The sequence below is a fragment of the Escherichia sp. MOD1-EC6842 genome, assembly GCF_002965705.1.
Lineage (GTDB): Bacteria > Pseudomonadota > Gammaproteobacteria > Enterobacterales > Enterobacteriaceae > Escherichia > Escherichia ruysiae.
This window is the reverse complement of the sequence record NZ_PTRF01000001.1, coordinates 25,796-43,488: the sequence shown is the minus strand read 5'-3', so window position 1 is coordinate 43,488 and position 17,693 is coordinate 25,796. Positions and strand designations below refer to the sequence as shown.

Annotated in this window: 15 protein-coding genes; 3 read left to right on the top strand and 12 right to left on the bottom strand. The window is 50.8% G+C overall.

From position 1 onward, the window contains the following. Window positions 1–99: 99 nt before the first annotated feature. The 6 genes from rpsA to A7Z29_RS00230 form a co-directional block, all read right to left on the bottom strand. Window positions 100–1,773: a 30S ribosomal protein S1 gene (gene rpsA / locus A7Z29_RS00255; protein WP_000140327.1), complete on the bottom strand. Its 1,674-nt coding sequence runs from the start codon at window positions 1,771–1,773 to the stop codon at window positions 100–102. Between the two features lie 110 nt (window positions 1,774–1,883). Next, window positions 1,884–2,567, bottom strand: coding sequence for a (d)CMP kinase (gene cmk, locus A7Z29_RS00250; protein WP_000125014.1), 684 nt, complete (start codon window positions 2,565–2,567; stop codon window positions 1,884–1,886). Between the two features lie 172 nt (window positions 2,568–2,739). After that, complete coding sequence (ycaL, locus tag A7Z29_RS00245; RefSeq protein WP_010344473.1) at window positions 2,740–3,504, bottom strand: metallopeptidase YcaL; 765 nt, start codon at window positions 3,502–3,504, stop codon at window positions 2,740–2,742. Between the two features lie 168 nt (window positions 3,505–3,672). After that, window positions 3,673–4,956 (bottom strand): 3-phosphoshikimate 1-carboxyvinyltransferase, encoded by a 1,284-nt coding sequence (aroA, locus tag A7Z29_RS00240; RefSeq protein WP_105289657.1) that lies wholly within the window; start codon window positions 4,954–4,956, stop codon window positions 3,673–3,675. 70 nt (window positions 4,957–5,026) lie between these two features. Next, window positions 5,027–6,115 (bottom strand): 3-phosphoserine/phosphohydroxythreonine transaminase, encoded by a 1,089-nt coding sequence (serC, locus tag A7Z29_RS00235; protein ID WP_105289656.1) that lies wholly within the window; start codon window positions 6,113–6,115, stop codon window positions 5,027–5,029. Window positions 6,116–6,312: 197 nt separating this feature from the next. Next, window positions 6,313–7,005, bottom strand: coding sequence for a DUF421 domain-containing protein (locus tag A7Z29_RS00230; protein WP_000642857.1), 693 nt, complete (start codon window positions 7,003–7,005; stop codon window positions 6,313–6,315). 129 nt (window positions 7,006–7,134) lie between these two features. On the opposite strand from A7Z29_RS00230, the gene ycaO reads away from it, so the two are divergent. The 3 genes from ycaO to pflB all read left to right on the top strand — a co-directional run bounded on the left by ycaO (window position 7,135) and on the right by pflB (window position 12,495). Continuing rightward, window positions 7,135–8,895 (top strand): 30S ribosomal protein S12 methylthiotransferase accessory factor YcaO, encoded by a 1,761-nt coding sequence (gene ycaO / locus A7Z29_RS00225; RefSeq protein ID WP_105289655.1) that lies wholly within the window; start codon window positions 7,135–7,137, stop codon window positions 8,893–8,895. A 405-nt stretch (window positions 8,896–9,300) separates the two neighbouring features. After that, on the top strand, window positions 9,301–10,158 hold the full coding sequence (gene focA / locus A7Z29_RS00220) for a formate transporter FocA (protein ID WP_000642546.1): 858 nt from the start codon (window positions 9,301–9,303) through the stop codon (window positions 10,156–10,158). A 54-nt stretch (window positions 10,159–10,212) separates the two neighbouring features. Beyond that, window positions 10,213–12,495 (top strand): formate C-acetyltransferase, encoded by a 2,283-nt coding sequence (gene pflB, locus A7Z29_RS00215; RefSeq protein WP_001292809.1) that lies wholly within the window; start codon window positions 10,213–10,215, stop codon window positions 12,493–12,495. Between the two features lie 318 nt (window positions 12,496–12,813). On the opposite strand, the gene ogrK is transcribed toward pflB, so the two are convergent. The 6 genes from ogrK to A7Z29_RS00185 form a co-directional block, all read right to left on the bottom strand. After that, window positions 12,814–13,032, bottom strand: coding sequence for a prophage transcriptional regulator OgrK (gene ogrK / locus A7Z29_RS00210; RefSeq protein WP_000468308.1), 219 nt, complete (start codon window positions 13,030–13,032; stop codon window positions 12,814–12,816). Window positions 13,033–13,113: 81 nt separating this feature from the next. After that, window positions 13,114–14,277 carry a phage late control D family protein gene (locus tag A7Z29_RS00205; protein ID WP_001747944.1) on the bottom strand — a complete coding sequence of 388 codons (1,164 nt, stop codon included), beginning with the start codon at window positions 14,275–14,277 and terminating at the stop codon, window positions 13,114–13,116. Further along, window positions 14,277–14,756, bottom strand: a complete 480-nt coding sequence (locus tag A7Z29_RS00200) for a phage tail protein (protein WP_105289654.1) — start codon at window positions 14,754–14,756, stop codon at window positions 14,277–14,279. Before A7Z29_RS00200 ends, A7Z29_RS00205 begins: the two co-directional genes overlap by 1 nt. Window positions 14,757–14,770: 14 nt before the next feature. Beyond that, window positions 14,771–17,218: a phage tail tape measure protein gene (locus A7Z29_RS00195; RefSeq protein WP_105289653.1), complete on the bottom strand. Its 2,448-nt coding sequence runs from the start codon at window positions 17,216–17,218 to the stop codon at window positions 14,771–14,773. Then, entirely contained in the window at window positions 17,211–17,330 is a 120-nt protein-coding gene (locus A7Z29_RS00190; RefSeq protein ID WP_049804398.1) for a GpE family phage tail protein, read from the bottom strand. The genes A7Z29_RS00195 and A7Z29_RS00190 overlap by 8 nt, the downstream gene beginning before the upstream one ends. A gap of 32 nt (window positions 17,331–17,362) precedes the next feature. Then, entirely contained in the window at window positions 17,363–17,638 is a 276-nt protein-coding gene (locus A7Z29_RS00185) for a phage tail assembly protein (protein ID WP_021540560.1), read from the bottom strand. Window positions 17,639–17,693 lie beyond the last annotated feature (55 nt).

The window sequence follows — 17,693 nt, the reverse complement described above, 5'->3', positions numbered from 1 at the left end:
GGCCGTAGCCGCCCTTAGTGCTTGATTACAGGACGAAACCTGCAATCTGTCAAGTAAACTCAACAAACTTCGGAATAAAAATCCCGAAGAGTCAGAGAATTACTCGCCTTTAGCTGCTTTGAAAGCTTCAGCCATTGCGTTGTTGGAGAAGTTTGCATCTTCCTGTTTGTTAACAGTTGCGATTGCATCTTTCTCGTCAGCTTCGTCTTTCGCACGAACAGACAGGCTGATTGCGCGGTTTTTACGATCAACGCCGGTGAATTTAGCTTCAACTTCGTCGCCAACGCTCAGAACCAGGGTAGCGTCTTCAACGCGGTCACGGGATGCTTCAGAAGCACGCAGGTAACCTTCAACGCCGTCAGCCAGTTCTACGGTTGCGCCTTTAGCGTCAACTGCAGTTACTTTACCAGTTACGATAGCGCCTTTCTTGTTCAGAGCAACCCAGTTGTTGAACGGATCTTCTGCGAGCTGTTTAACGCCCAGGGAGATACGTTCACGTTCTGCGTCAACTTGCAGAACAACTGCAGCGATTTCGTCGCCTTTTTTGTATTCACGAACTGCTTCTTCGCCTGCAACGTTCCAGGAGATGTCAGACAGGTGAACCAGGCCGTCGATGCCGCCGTCCAGGCCAATGAAGATACCGAAGTCAGTGATAGACTTGATTTTACCTTCAACACGGTCGCCCTTGTTGTGGGTTTCCGCGAACTGCTGCCACGGGTTAGCTTTGCACTGTTTCAGACCCAGGGAGATACGACGACGTTCTTCGTCGATATCCAGAACCATAACTTCCACTACATCGCCAACGTTAACAACTTTGGACGGGTGGATGTTTTTGTTGGTCCAATCCATTTCGGAAACGTGTACCAGGCCTTCAACGCCTTCTTCGATTTCAACGAAGCAGCCGTAGTCGGTCAGGTTGGTCACGCGACCAGTCAGTTTAGTACCTTCCGGATAACGTTTAGCGATAGCTACCCACGGATCTTCGCCCAGCTGTTTCAGGCCCAGGGATACACGGGTACGTTCGCGGTCGAACTTCAGCACTTTAACAGTGATTTCGTCGCCCACGTTGACGATTTCGCTCGGATGCTTAACGCGTTTCCAGGCCATGTCAGTGATGTGCAGCAGGCCGTCAACGCCGCCCAGATCAACGAATGCACCGTAGTCAGTGAGGTTCTTAACGATACCTTTAACTTCCATGCCTTCCTGCAGGTTTTCCAGCAGCTGATCGCGCTCTGCGCTGTTTTCGGATTCGATAACGGCACGACGAGAAACAACAACGTTGTTGCGCTTCTGATCCAGCTTGATTACTTTGAATTCAAGCTCTTTGCCTTCCAGGTGCAGAGTGTCACGCACCGGACGAACGTCTACCAGAGAACCTGGCAGGAACGCACGAATACCGTTCAGCTCAACAGTGAAGCCGCCCTTAACTTTGCCGTTGATAACACCGGTAACAGTTTCAGCATCTTCGTAAGCTTTTTCCAGCGTGATCCAGGCTTCGTGACGTTTAGCTTTCTCACGGGACAGCAGAGTTTCACCGAAGCCGTCTTCTACTGCGTCCAGAGCAACGTCAACTTCGTCACCTACCTGGATTTCCAGCTCGCCCTGGGCGTTTTTGAACTGCTCAGCCGGGATGGCAGACTCAGATTTCAGACCAGCGTCAACCAGTACTACGTCTTTGTCGATAGCAACAACAACGCCACGAACGATAGAACCCGGGCGGGTTTCGATTTCTTTTAAGGACTCTTCAAAGAGTTGAGCAAAAGATTCAGTCATGTTTAATCTTCAGGTTTATATTTAACGTCCACCTGGCTCCGTGCCGGATGGGGTTGTTTAACATACCCGCTGTCATTCCATTGCAACGGGGGTACTGCAAATTCGGTCGCTTATGCGAGAGCCAATTTTTGGCGCGCGTAGTGTAACGCTTTTTCAATTACTTGCTCAATGCTTAAGGTGGTGGAATCCAACACTAAAGCATCGGCTGCCGGAACCAGTGGCGCTACCGCTCGGTTACGATCGCGGTCATCGCGTTCTTTGATCTCGGCCAAAAGGCGTTCAAAGTTAACACTAAAGCCCTTCTCCTGCAACTGTAGCATTCGGCGATGCGCACGTTCTTCCGAAGAGGCGTCAAGGAATATTTTCACTGGCGCATCAGGGAATACCACTGTTCCCATGTCGCGTCCATCGGCAATCAGGCCCGGCAATTCGCGAAACGCACGTTGGCGACGCAATAATGCTTCACGAACACGAGGAAATGCGGCGACTTGTGAAGCGGCATTCGCCACTTCCTGAGTACGAATTTCACCGCTGACATCTTCCCCTTCGAGGATCACTTCCAGATTGCCATTGGTTGACACAAAACGTACATCCAGGTGGGATGCCAGCGGCACCAGAGCGTCTTCTGACGCCACATCAACATGGTGATGTAATGCCGCCAGCGCCAGTACGCGATAAATTGCACCCGAGTCCAGCAGATGCCATTGCAACGCTTCCGCCATAGCCTTACACAAGGTGCCTTTCCCTGCACCGCTTGGGCCATCAATGGTAATAACCGGGGCAATTGCCGTCATCTTTATCTCCTTAAAACAGGCGTACCGTTAACATAACCGCGCGCATTATACGCGTCGGCGCCACAAATCGTTAACGTTGTGTGCAAAAACCAGTTTTGTCTGTATTCAGATGGGGATTTATTGCGCAATTATAGCGGGCTGGCAGAAGACCAGCCCGAAAGATGACAATGATTTACTTACCAGAGGCGATACGATCACGGATGTGTTGCGCACGCTCTGTTGATGGTGGGTGAGAGTCAAACATGGACTGGGTACGACCGCCATCCAGGCTGGCCAGTTTTTCAAAGCTACCGACCAGTCCCTGGGTGCTGATGCCACGTTTCTTCAGCAGATCAAAGGAGAAATCATCTGCTTCAGACTCTTTATCGCGGGAGTATTTAGCATTGATAGCGCCTTCTGCGATATCACCTAATTGTGAACGGGAAAGCTGGGAAGCAACGCCGCTGGTGGCGGAAATCGCATCACGTGCGGCAACAATCGCATAAGAGGCTTTCATTTCAGCCAGCGAGTGTCCCAATGCGACGTGGCCCAGTTCATGGCCCAGAACCCCTTCAATTTCGTTGTCGTTCATCATGTCCATCAGGCCACTGTAGACACGAACACAGCCGTTCGCCATCGCCCATGCGTTGACGTCGCTGGTCATATAAACCTTATAGTTGACCGGCGTGCCGTTAATATTGTTACCCAATGCTTTAGCGATTTTTGCCAGACGTTTACCGTACTTGCTGGATTTACTTGCGACTTGATTGCCGCTGTCCATTTCGGCACAGCCCTGATTGGCAATCGCTTTTGCATCGGCATCGCTTAACGTTACAGCTTTATAGGCATTTAAACCGGAACTGATGGCCAGATCGGTATTAATACCATGCGTATTCTGACACCCCGTCAGCAATGCTGCAGAGGTCGCAATCGCCAGCAGTAATTTAGTATTCTTCATGTGAATCATCCGTTGATTAATCATATATAAATATTATGTATCAAAAACTTACATTGACAGTTAACGCTACCATCAATAAAAATGGTTCACAATGTCCGAAAAAAAACGCCGACAATATGTCGACGTTTTGATAAAGAAAGATTTGGCTATTTATTGCCCATCGTTTATTCAGGCAGCCTGGCTAATCCGCGCCAGTTGCTCGAAATAATCCGGAAATGTTTTGGCCGTACATTTTGGGTCAAGAATTGTCACCGGCGTATCTGACAAGGCCACCAGCGAGAAACACATCGCCATCCGGTGATCGTTATAAGTGGCTATCTCGGCAAAGTTCAGTTTTTCCGGCGGCGTAATGCGAATGAAATCATGTCCCTCTTCTACTTCCGCACCGACTTTACGCAACTCTGTTGCCATCGCAAACAGGCGATCCGTCTCTTTTACGCGCCAGTTATAAATATTGCGCAGCGTGGTGGTGCCTTTCGCAAAAAGCGCCGTTGTAGCAATGGTCATCGCCGCATCGGGAATATGGTTCATATCCATATCGATGGCGTTCAGTTCACCATGCGTGCAGGAAATATAATCATCGCCCCAGCAAATGGTCGCGCCCATTTTTTCCAGCACATCAGCAAAGCGAATATCACCCTGCATACTGTTGCGTCCAATGCCGGTCACTTTTACAGTGCCGCCTTTGATTGCTGCTGCTGCCAGGAAGTAAGAAGCTGAAGATGCATCGCCTTCGACCAAATAAGTACCCGGAGACTGATAAGACTGCCCGCCTTTTACGACAAATTGTTGATAGTGCTGATTTTCAATTTCAACACCAAACGTATTCATCAGGTTGAGCGTGATGTCGATATAAGGTTTAGAAACCAGATCACCTTTAATACGAATAACCGTATCTTCCGACGCAAGCGGCGCGGTCATTAACAGTGCGGTGAGGAACTGACTGGAAACAGTGCCATCAACTTCTACGTTGCCCCCCACAAAACCCCCCTGTAAACGCAGCGGTGGGTAATTCTCTTGTTCCAGGTAAGTAATTTTCGCCCCGCCCTGGAGCAGCGCATCCACCAGATGACCAATCGGGCGCTCTTTCATGCGAGGCTCACCCGTCAGGACAATATCATTGCTTCCCAGACAAAGTGCCGCCGCCAGCGGACGCATCGCTGTTCCCGCATTACCCAGGAACAACTCCAGCGCATTTTCCGCATGTAATGGACCGCCGTTACCGATGATTTCGCAGCGCGTACGATCGGCAGAAAGCGTATAGCTTACCCCTAACGCTGTTAATGCATTCAGCATATGGCGCACGTCATCGCTATCCAGCAGATTGGTTAATACTGTTTTGCCATGCGCTAATGCCGCCAGCAATAAAGCGCGGTTAGAAACGCTCTTGGAACCAGGCAGATTAATAGAGCCATCGACACGGGCGATGGGGTGTAACGTCAGGGATTCCATGAACTCAACTCTCTACAACAGAAATAAAAACCCCACAGTCTGGCTGTGGGGATTAAGCAAAATTTAGGCATTAGCCGTGACGACGTTCGAACTCAACCATGAAATCTGTCAAAGCTTTAACGCCTTCCAGCGGCATCGCGTTATAAATAGAAGCGCGCATTCCGCCGACCACACGATGACCTTTCAGCGCATGAAGGCCAGCCGCAAAAGACTCTTCAAGGAACAATTTGTCGAGCGCACTGTCCGCCAACTGGAACGGCACGTTCATCCGCGAACGGTTAGCTTTCGCCACATCATTACGGTAGAAATCGCTGTTATCAATCACGCCATACAGCAGTTCTGCTTTTTGCTGATTGATATTATCCATTGCAGCCACACCACCGTTCGCTTTTAGCCATTTGAAGACCAGGCCAGATAGATACCAGGCAAATGTTGGCGGCGTATTAAACATGGAGTCGTTATCGTTGAGGATGGAATAATCCAGAATCGACGGGCAGGCGATATTTGCTTTACCCAGCAAATCTTCGCGAACAATAACGATCGTCAGGCCAGCCGGGCCGATATTTTTCTGCGCGCCAGCGTAAATCACGCCGTAACGGCTGACATCAATAGGACGGGAAAGAATCGTTGAAGAGAAGTCGGCAGCGACCACCACATCTTTACCGAAGTCTGGCGTTTCGTCGATGGCGATACCGTCGATGGTTTCATTCGGGCAGTAATGCATATAAGCAGCATTATCTGAGAGTTGCCATTCACGCATTGGCTTAACCGCGCGCAGGCCATCAACAGTCACTTTGACGTCAAACACATTTGGCGTGCAGTATTTTTTTGCTTCTTTAATGGCACTTGCCGCCCAGTAGCCGGCATCAACATAATCTGCGGTGGTTTTATCACCAAGAATATTCAGAGGTACAGCAGCAAACTGACCGCGACCGCCGCCGTGACAGAATAATACTTTGTAGTTGGAGGGGACGTTAAGAAGATCGCGAAAATCCTTCTCGGCTTCCTCTGCAACCTGAATGAACTCTTTGCCACGGTGGCTCACTTCCATCACCGACGTGCCAAGACCGTTCCAGTCGCGCAGTTCCTGTTGAGCCTGTTTAAGCACCTCTGCCGGTAGCATTGCCGGACCAGAACTAAAATTGAAGATTTGAGCCATTTCCCCTCACCACGTTGCGTTGCTATTAACCCCGGTCAATCGATTGCGACCGCAGGTAATATGTTATTCCTGTGGCTATCGGTTTTATCATTCAGTGACACGCATCGCAATGGGTAAAACCGTTGAGAGCAAAAATGCGGTACGCGTCACACAATAGAAAATCTCGGATTATTGGAAAAAAACCGATATTTTTGCTGTCAGGTCACTCGTTTTGCCCGACTTGCCTTCGTCCATTCTGGATTTGCACAGCGCGGACATAATTGTTTTTCACCCGCCTTCATGTGAATGATTTCACTGCAACGGATGCAGGCATAGTCCGCCGACTCCGGCACCACTTTATAACGCTGGGTACAATCACTGGGTAAAATAAGTAACCCCGGCTTCACCTTGTCATCTTCAAAGAAATAGACGCTGATTTCACCGTTGGTTTCAAGAATAGCCAGGCGTACCTGTCCCAGTTGTTCTACACCACGCAGTCGCAGCTCCATAAAAAACTCAAATTCCGTCATGTTGGAGTTATTGAGTTTCGACCAGGCCAGTTCGCCATCTTCAATAATGACAACCGGCTTGCCCTCCAGCAGATCTTCCAGTTTCTCACTGTGCGCCATCAGCCACATCACAAGGCGGTATAACAACGCCAGGGTAATGAAGACGATAAGCACCGGGATCATCGGCACATCGTCGTAAAACGCCACATCCCCTGCTGCCGACCCCAGTGTCAGAATGATTAACACTTCAAACAGCGACATTTGCCGCACTCCACGCCTACCTGTCATTTTAAGAAACAGAAAGACCAGTACAAAGGTATAGAGACTGCGTAGAGCGACTTCGCCAAGAAAATCCAGCGGCACTTTATCGAATGCCATACGGTGGAGATCGAACGCCTTCATTTTTATGCTCTTATCGTAATTTATCCGCTAAAAGCATAGTCAACAGTTCACCGGCGTGGCGGCGGTGATAGCGCCTTTGAGATAAAACCCGTATTATTGCGCGCTTTCCGTACGACTAAAGTGATTTTCATGACACAAACATTTATCCCCGGCAAAGATGCCGCCCTGGAAGATTCCATCGCTCGCTTCCAGCAAAAACTCTCCGACCTCGGTTTTCAGATTGAAGAAGCTTCCTGGCTGAATCCGGTGCCTAACGTCTGGTCTGTACATATTCGCGACAAAGAGTGCGCGCTGTGTTTTACCAACGGTAAAGGCGCGACCAAAAAAGCGGCGCTGGCTTCTGCTCTGGGTGAATATTTCGAGCGTCTCTCAACCAACTACTTTTTTGCTGATTTCTGGCTGGGCGAAACTATCGCCAACGGTCCGTTCGTCCATTATCCCAACGAAAAATGGTTTCCACTAACCGAAAACGACGATGTGCCGGAAGGCCTGCTTGATGACCGTCTGCGCGCATTTTACGACCCGGAAAATGAATTGACCGGCAGTATGCTAATTGATCTGCAATCAGGTAATGAAGATCGCGGTATATGTGGCCTGCCGTTTACGCGCCAGTCTGACAATCAGACCGTTTATATTCCGATGAATATTATCGGTAACCTGTACGTTTCCAATGGTATGTCCGCTGGCAATACCCGCAACGAGGCGCGCGTTCAGGGGTTGTCCGAAGTTTTCGAACGCTACGTGAAAAACCGCATTATTGCTGAAAGCATCAGCTTGCCGGAGATCCCGGCAGAGGTGCTTGCGCGTTATCCGGCTGTAGTTGAAGCGATCGAAACACTGGAAGCGGAAGGTTTCCCAATCTTTGCTTATGACGGCTCGCTTGGCGGTCAGTATCCAGTGATCTGCGTCGTACTGTTCAACCCGACCAATGGCACTTGTTTTGCCTCCTTCGGCGCGCATCCTGATTTTGGCGTTGCACTGGAACGTACCGTGACCGAGCTGCTGCAGGGTCGTGGCCTGAAAGATCTGGATGTGTTTACTCCGCCGACCTTCGATGATGAAGAAGTCGCCGAACATACTAACCTCGAAACGCACTTTATCGATTCCAGCGGTTTGATCTCCTGGGATCTTTTCAAACAAGATGCCGATTATCCGTTTGTGGACTGGAATTTCTCTGGCACCACTGAAGAAGAGTTTGCCACGCTGATGGCTATCTTCAACAAAGAGGATAAAGAAGTTTATATTGCCGATTACGAGCATCTGGGCGTTTATGCTTGCCGCATTATCGTGCCGGGTATGTCCGATATTTATCCGGCGGAAGATCTGTGGCTGGCAAATAACAGTATGGGCAGCCATTTACGTGAAACGATTCTTTCGCTACCAGGCAGCGAGTGGGAAAAAGAAGATTACCTGAACCTCATCGAGCAACTGGATGAAGAAGGTTTTGATGACTTTACCCGCGTGCGTGAGCTGTTAGGTCTGGCGACCGGGTCAGATAACGGTTGGTATACCCTGCGTATCGGTGAATTAAAAGCAATGCTGGCACTGGCTGGCGGCGATCTGGAACAAGCTCTGGTCTGGACTGAATGGACGATGGAATTTAACTCATCGGTGTTCAGTCCGGAACGCGCCAACTATTATCGCTGCCTGCAAACATTGTTATTACTGGCGCAGGAAGAAGATCGCCAGCCGCTGCAATATCTGAATGCCTTCGTTCGTATGTACGGCGCAGACGCGGTAGAAGCGGCCAGTGCGGCAATGAGTGGCGAAGCGGCGTTTTATGGCCTGCAACCGGTAGATAACGATCTACACGCGTTTGCTGCGCATCAGTCGCTGTTAAAAGCCTACGAAAAGCTGCAGCGTGCCAAAGCGGCATTCTGGGCAAAATAAAATCAAATAGCCTACGCAATGTAGGCTTAATGATTCGGCTGAGTTATATTACGGGGCGTTTTTTTAATGCCCCGCTTTACATATATTTGCATTAATAAAATAATTGTAATTATAAAGTTAAATATCGGTAATTTGTATTTAGTAAATACGATCGATATTGTTACTTTATTTGTCTGATGCTCCCTTTTAATTAACTGTTTTAGCGGAGGATGTGGAAAAAATTCAACTCATTTGTTAATTTTTAAAATTTATTTTTATTTGGATAATCAAATATTTACTCCGTATTTGCATAAAAACCATGCGAGTTACGGGCCTATAAGCCAGGCGAGATATGATCTATATCAATTTCTCATCTATAATGCTTTGTTAGTATCTCGTCGCCGACTTAATAAAGAGAGAGTTAGTGTGAAAGCTGACAACCCTTTTGATCTTTTACTTCCTGCAGCAATGGCCAAAGTGGCCGAAGAGGCAGGTGTCTATAAAGCAACGAAACATCCGCTTAAGACTTTCTATCTGGCGATTACCGCCGGTGTTTTCATCTCAATCGCATTCGTCTTCTATATCACAGCAACTACTGGCACAGGCACAATGCCCTTTGGCATGGCTAAACTGGTTGGCGGCATTTGCTTCTCTCTGGGGCTGATTCTTTGTGTTGTCTGCGGAGCCGATCTCTTTACTTCTACAGTGTTGATTGTTGTTGCCAAGGCGAGTGGGCGCATCACCTGGGGACAGTTAGCGAAAAACTGGCTGAACGTCTATTTTGGCAACCTGGTCGGCGCGTTGTTATTTGTGCTTTTAATGTGGCTTTCCGGCGAGTATATGACCGCAAATGGTCAATGGGGACTAAACGTCCTACAAACCGCCGACCACAAAGTACACCATACTTTTATTGAGGCTGTCTGCCTCGGTATCCTGGCTAACCTGATGGTATGCCTGGCGGTATGGATGAGCTATTCTGGCCGCAGCCTGATGGACAAAGCGTTTATCATGGTGCTGCCGGTCGCGATGTTTGTTGCCAGCGGTTTTGAGCACAGTATCGCAAACATGTTTATGATCCCGATGGGTATTGTAATCCGCGACTTCGCATCTCCGGAATTCTGGACCGCTGTCGGTTCTGCACCGGAAAATTTTTCTCACCTGACCGTGATGAACTTCATCACTGATAACCTGATTCCGGTTACGATCGGTAATATTATCGGCGGTGGTTTGTTGGTTGGGTTGACATACTGGGTCATTTACCTGCGTGAAAACGATCACCATTAATGGTTGTCGAAGTACGCAGTAAATAAAAAATCCACTTAAGAAGGTAGGTGTTACATGTCCGAGCTTAATGAAAAGTTAGCCACAGCCTGGGAAGGTTTTACCAAAGGTGACTGGCAGAATGAAGTAAACGTCCGTGACTTCATTCAGAAAAACTACACTCCGTACGAGGGTGACGAGTCCTTCCTGGCTGGCGCTACTGAAGCGACCACCACCCTGTGGGACAAAGTAATGGAAGGCGTTAAACTGGAAAACCGCACTCACGCGCCAGTTGACTTTGACACCGCTGTTGCTTCCACCATCACCTCTCACGACGCTGGCTACATCAACAAAGCGTTGGAAAAAGTTGTTGGTCTGCAGACTGAAGCTCCGCTGAAACGTGCTCTTATCCCGTTCGGTGGTATCAAAATGATCGAAGGTTCCTGCAAAGCGTACAACCGCGAACTGGACCCGATGATCAAAAAAATCTTCACTGAATACCGTAAAACTCACAACCAGGGCGTGTTCGACGTTTACACTCCGGACATCCTGCGTTGCCGTAAATCCGGTGTTCTGACCGGCCTGCCAGATGCTTATGGCCGTGGTCGTATCATCGGTGACTACCGTCGCGTTGCGCTGTACGGTATCGACTACCTGATGAAAGACAAACTGGCACAGTTCACCTCTCTGCAGGCTGATCTGGAAAACGGCGTAAACCTGGAACAGACCATCCGTCTGCGCGAAGAAATCGCTGAACAGCACCGCGCTCTGGGTCAGATGAAAGAAATGGCTGCTAAATACGGCTACGACATCTCTGGTCCGGCTACCAACGCTCAGGAAGCTATCCAGTGGACTTACTTCGGCTACCTGGCTGCTGTTAAGTCTCAGAACGGTGCTGCAATGTCCTTCGGTCGTACCTCCACCTTCCTGGATGTGTACATCGAACGTGACCTGAAAGCTGGCAAGATCACCGAACAAGAAGCGCAGGAAATGGTTGACCACCTGGTCATGAAACTGCGTATGGTTCGCTTCCTGCGTACTCCGGAGTACGATGAACTGTTCTCTGGCGACCCGATCTGGGCAACCGAATCTATCGGTGGTATGGGCCTCGACGGTCGTACCCTGGTTACCAAAAACAGCTTCCGTTTCCTGAACACCCTGTACACCATGGGTCCGTCTCCGGAACCGAACATGACCATTCTGTGGTCTGAAAAACTGCCGCTGAACTTCAAGAAATTCGCCGCTAAAGTGTCCATCGACACCTCTTCTCTGCAGTATGAGAACGATGACCTGATGCGTCCGGACTTCAACAACGATGACTACGCTATCGCTTGCTGCGTAAGCCCGATGATCGTTGGTAAACAAATGCAGTTCTTCGGTGCGCGTGCAAACCTGGCGAAAACCATGCTGTACGCAATCAACGGCGGCGTTGACGAAAAACTGAAAATGCAGGTTGGTCCGAAGTCTGAACCGATCAAAGGCGATCTCCTGAACTACGATGAAGTGATGGAGCGCATGGATCACTTCATGGACTGGCTGGCTAAACAGTACATCACTGCACTGAACATCATCCACTACATGCACGACAAGTACAGCTACGAAGCCTCTCTGATGGCGCTGCACGACCGTGACGTTATCCGCACCATGGCGTGTGGTATCGCTGGTCTGTCCGTTGCTGCTGACTCCCTGTCTGCAATCAAATATGCGAAAGTTAAACCGATTCGTGACGAAGACGGTCTGGCTATCGACTTCGAAATCGAAGGCGAATACCCGCAGTTTGGTAACAACGATCCGCGTGTAGATGACCTGGCTGTTGATCTGGTAGAACGTTTCATGAAGAAAATTCAGAAACTGCACACCTACCGTGACGCTATCCCGACTCAGTCTGTTCTGACCATCACTTCTAACGTTGTGTATGGTAAGAAAACGGGTAACACCCCAGACGGTCGTCGTGCTGGCGCGCCGTTCGGACCAGGTGCTAACCCGATGCACGGTCGTGACCAGAAAGGTGCTGTAGCTTCTCTGACTTCCGTTGCTAAACTGCCGTTCGCCTACGCTAAAGATGGTATCTCCTACACCTTCTCTATCGTTCCGAACGCACTGGGTAAAGACGACGAAGTTCGTAAGACCAACCTGGCAGGTCTGATGGATGGTTACTTCCACCACGAAGCGTCCATCGAAGGTGGTCAGCACCTGAACGTTAACGTGATGAACCGTGAAATGCTGCTCGACGCGATGGAAAACCCGGAAAAATATCCGCAGCTGACCATCCGCGTATCTGGCTACGCAGTACGTTTCAACTCGCTGACTAAAGAACAGCAGCAGGACGTTATTACTCGTACCTTCACTCAATCTATGTAATTAGATTTGACTGAAATCGTACAGTAAAAAGCGTACAATAAAGGCTCCACGAAAGTGGGGCCTTTTTTAGCAAGAGAGCCTTTTTTGTCAGCTATCTATACTTTAAGGTAACTGCCAAAACAGACTCGACGTAGCCTTCGAGCTGCGCACCAACACGGCCTCAGATGGGCCACATCTGGAGAAACACCGCAATGTCAGTTATTGGTGACATTTTTTGATATCTAATTGCATGAAATAAAAGGATTTATTTCTGGTCACGTCCACACATTGACCACATCGACAAAAAAGCCCCTCGACTGAGGGGCTTCCTGTTTCTAATTACATCCACATAATTTGTTGCCCTGACGGCAACGGGTGCGGCCTTACGGCGTGGACTTCTCCCGGCTTCACGATGTATCGCTGTACCGACTCATAAGTGATGAACGTGGCGCTGCAATTCACGTTCTGACACTGGTGATAACGCTCTTTTGTCGTGTCAGTGATATAGCGGCTTGTACGCGCATGTGCGGCATGCTGGCATAAAGGACAATGAAACATCGCGAGCACCTCTTCCGGTTTTGTTGATGTTGCCATTTTAGTTAATTTATCCTTATAAAACAAACAGATAAATAAAACGCATCACTCATCATCTTCGGTTTCGTACTCCACATCAGAAAGCCTTACCTCAAGCTCTAAGGACGTCGTGAAGCCGCTATTATTCAGAAAATGTGTCACCTTAGTGATTGTCCAGTCCTGCTCGTCTATGACACGCTTAAAGCCTGACACTTTGACCGGTGTTTCCGTGTAAATATCTGCACGACCGGTAGCCAGGCTGATGGAAAACTCCGCGACGCCCCGTTGCAGTTTGTCCCACTTCGCCTGAGCGGCGCGCATGGCCTGCGCTTTCGTGGCATATACCGTGGTCAGTGCAAAAACGTTGTCAGCCTCACCGGCCATGTATTCACCTTCGCGCGCTTCCGGTACTTTTGGCGCTTTCTTCTGCGTGACCGGTTTCGCTTTCGGGTGCTCCAGTGCGCGCAGGTGTTTCTCTTTCTTTTTGCGTTTCAGTTTTACCTTCTGCTTTTGTGGCTTCGGGTCTTTGGTGTGTAACCACTTTGCCGTTACGCCGGTGTAGGCTCCACGGTCAGCAATCGCAAAATGATGACGGTCGCCGTCGCTGCGGGTGATGGTAATCTGCGGGATTTTTTTACCGCTGGCCGTCACCCCCTGCCCCGCTTTGAGAAACAGCAGTTTTCCCATTTTTACCGACACCTCACCGCCGTTGCGTTCAGCAAGACGGGTCAGGAATTTCGCATCAGACTCCTGCGACTGGTCGATGTGCGGAATTTTAATTCCGGCCAGTGACGGAGCGACACTGGCTTCCAGCCTGTTACGGGAGGCTATCGCCTCAACAATCGCACCGAGCGTGGTATCATGCCAGGAGCCTTCCCGGCGGGAATTAAGCGTCCCGCGAAAATCTGCACTTCGGGCGCGGATGGTGACAACATCCGGCGCGCCCCGGTGTTCAACCTCATCAACGGTAAATTTCCCTTTGCATACCAGAGCAAAACCTTTCCAGCCGATATACACCGTCAGGACAGCGCCACGAACCGGCAGCCCGACCTGCCCGTCGGCATCGTTCAGTTCAATATCAAGCTGGTCAGCCTCGAAGCCCCGGTTATCCGTCAGGGTCATGCTCATCAGACGGTCGCTGATATTGCTGGTAATATCCCTGCTGTCGAGCATCAGCATGTAATCCGGCGTCAGCGTACTGCCTGCATCAAATGTCAGTGCATCCAGCATTATCCCGCCCCCGTCATATCCGTGAATTTAGTCGCCATACTGCCAGCCTTACCGATGAGCGATTCCGCCTGTTTACCGATATCGCCATAAAGCGCGGCCAGTGATTCATCAACGCGGGTGAGCGACAGCGTAAAATCAATTTTTCTGGGTGTGCCGTCTGCAAAGAAAATACTCCCTGTTTCACTCACCCTGCTGATGACATACATGCCGTAAATCATGCCGGTGCCATCCAGCAACGGCCACGCCCGGCCTTCCTCTGCCATCAGCCTGAGCGTGGTCATCGTCAGCTTCCCGCCGGTCAGTTCGGGATAAAGCACGCCTGCAAGCGTAATGTTTTCCTCACCCACACCGAGAAACTGAAAGGCATCCCGTTTACCGATACAGGAATTTGACGGCCAGCGATAATCTGATTCTCGCTGCATGGTCTGGTGTGGCAGCGTCTGGCGCATAAAAACAAACATACCTAACGCGAGCATCATTTTTCGTCACCTCCTTAACCGTCATGCATCATGCTGGCACGGGCGCGCGCACGTTTATCCCGCTCGTATTTTTCGAGCGCATCCTGTAACTGGCGGTCGAGCTGTGTCCCCGGCGCAGTACCGCCCGTCAGGTTGATGTGATATTCGTTTTTACTCTGGTCCACATAAGAGCGGCCAGCCGGTGCCGTAACTGGCTGATAAGCCTGATAGCCAGCATAAGAGCTGGTCGCCGGAATATAACCACCGGTGCCATACGTGGCGGCACGAGTTCTGGCGGCGGTCTGGTCAAGCGTGCCTGACTCTTTGTTGATGACGCCGAGTTTTTCCAGTACCCAGTCAATACCGCTGCGCAGTTTGTTGAACGCATTAAGCGGCAGCATCAGCGCGTCAGCCAGTGCCTGCCCGAACATGACGCCCGTGTCACGGCAACGGTTCAGGGTGTCCTGGGTGGCTTTGACCGGGGCAATCAGGTTTTTAAACCACTGCCACGCGGCCTGTAACTTTTCGCCCAGCCAGTCAAACACCGGCTTAAGTGGCGTGAACAGTTCCCCCACCGGCGCAAATGCCGCTTTCAGCCCTTCCACCACACCGCCAAAGAATGCGCTGACAGCCTCCCAGTATTTACGGATAAGCAACGCCCCGGCGACAATGGCGGCCACCACGGCCACAACCGGCCAGCTAATCGCCCCGATGGCCGTCATAACAGCACTGCCAACCGTCGTGAAGACTGCCCCCATTGCGCCTGCTGCCGCGATGATGGCATTGATGCCAGTGATAACCGGCCAGGCTACGAGGCCAATGGCACCGATGACAGCAGTCAGCGCCAGTGCACCACCGACAATGAGGCCGATGGTTGACGCCAGTGATTTGTTTTTCTGGATCCAGCCGTCGAGTTTTAACACATACTTTGTGGCCGTCTGCGTGAGCTTACGCAGTGCGCCTTCCTGCTGGTCAAACAGGTCAGTCCCCACCGCCTCATAAGCAGACTGAAACTCTTTAAAGTCACCGCCTAGGTTGTCCTGCATGATATTTACCAGCTCGGCGGTCTTCCCGTCTGAGGCTTTAAACGCAGCGGTCAGTTTGTCCAGCTTTCCGGTTGAGGCGGCAGTCATCAGCACGGCGGCGGCTGAGCTGGCCTCCTCCCCGAAAATAGTTTTCATGTATTCAGCCTGCTGGGCAGTGCCGAGCCGGTTTTTCTCAAAACTGGCCTGCATTTCTTTCAGAATGGTAAATACTGGCCGGGTGTTTCCTTTGCTGTCTGAGGTTTTCACTCCAAGCTCTTTGAGTGCATCCCATGCTTTTCCCGTCGGTGCCTGCAGGCGGCTTAACACGGCACGGCTTCCCGTCCCCGCCATTGAGCCTGTGATTTTTGCATCATGCAGCGCCCCGACCATTGCGGCGGTTTCTTCAATGCTGACACCGGCATTTTTTGCCACAGGTGCGGCATAGGTCAGCGCATCGCTCATGCCGTCAAAATCGGCGGCGGTTTTGTTCATCGTCATGGAGAGAACATCCCCGATATGAGCGACCTTATCGTTTGAAAGCTGAAAGGCGGATTTCATCCCCATCAGCAGGGCGGCGTTTTCTTCCATCGTGCGGCGGTTCGCCAGCGCCATATTCAGCGTGACCGGCGTTGCCGCCTGAATGGCATCAACATCCCCACCGGCTTTCGCAATGATAATCTGCGCACCGGCCGCATCATCCGCCGAGGCGGCGGTATTGTCGCCGAGCTGGCGCGCCTGTTTGCGGAGCGCGGCCATTTCGGCGGAGTCTTTTGCCACACCGAGCACAGCCTGCAATTCTGAGTTTTTCTGCGCAAACTCATAACCGGGCATCAGCAGCTTAACACCGGCCATCGTTCCCGCCGCCGCAATCCCCACACCGGCAGCGCCCACTGAGGCCATATTTCCGGCCAGTTCTTTTCCGGCCTGATAACGCTGTTTTACTGCGTTAAGTTTTGCCTGTTGCGCACTGACACGCGCCAGCGCGTCGCGCTGACGGTTAAGCTGTGCGGTGGTTTCACTGATACGGTTTTTCAGTCCCTGCTCATCATGTGCAAGATTGCGGGTATTAATTCCCACAACGGCCAGTTCCCGCTGCTGGCGTTTAACGGAATCCGTCAGGCGGTTATATTTCGCCTGTAAGTCCTCCGCCGCACGCTTTGCGGATTCCAGCACTTTCGCCTGAGCACGGGTCGGACGTTCGGTGTTTTTAAACTGTGTGGCAAGGGCTTCGGCTTCCTGCCGTGCCTTTTCAAGTGCATGACCAGTCACGGCAAGCTGTGCGCTGGTCTTGCGAAATCCCTCAATACGGGATGCGTGACCATTCAGCTCGCGCAGTGATTTTTGTGTTTCCCGGATATCCCCCGACAGCGACTTACTCGCTGTGCGGATGGATTTAAACGGGCGGGATGCCTGGTCAACAGCCCTGAGCAATACCTGTAATTTTACATTGTTACTCATTCGTGTTTCCGCTTCGCTGGAGCGCCTTTTCGCGCCATGTGATGAGTTCGGTCAGGCTCATGGGATACAGTTCTGATGGCGGCCAGTGAAATATCACTGCCACATCCGCCATCAGGTCATCTACCGACAGATTTTTCGGAAACGTCACTGCACCGAGTTCGGCGACAAAAAACCGACCACCTTACCGGCCAGTTCCACAAGGTCAGGCAGTTCCAGCGCGGCGACTTCCTGCTCGGTCAGCATCGGTGCCGTCATACGCGGCAGCACCTTAATAAGTGCATCGACTTCGGAGTGTGCGACCGAAGCCAGACTGACACCGCGAAGCGTCCCGGCATTAGGTTTCATCAGCGTGACCTGTTTGATAACCTGCTCACCACGTTTGACCGGATTTTCCAGGGTAATCACATTTTCTTTGTTCATGGTTTTCTCACATCTGAATCGGGGTTAACCGGTCAGTCAGGCTGACCGGATGAAA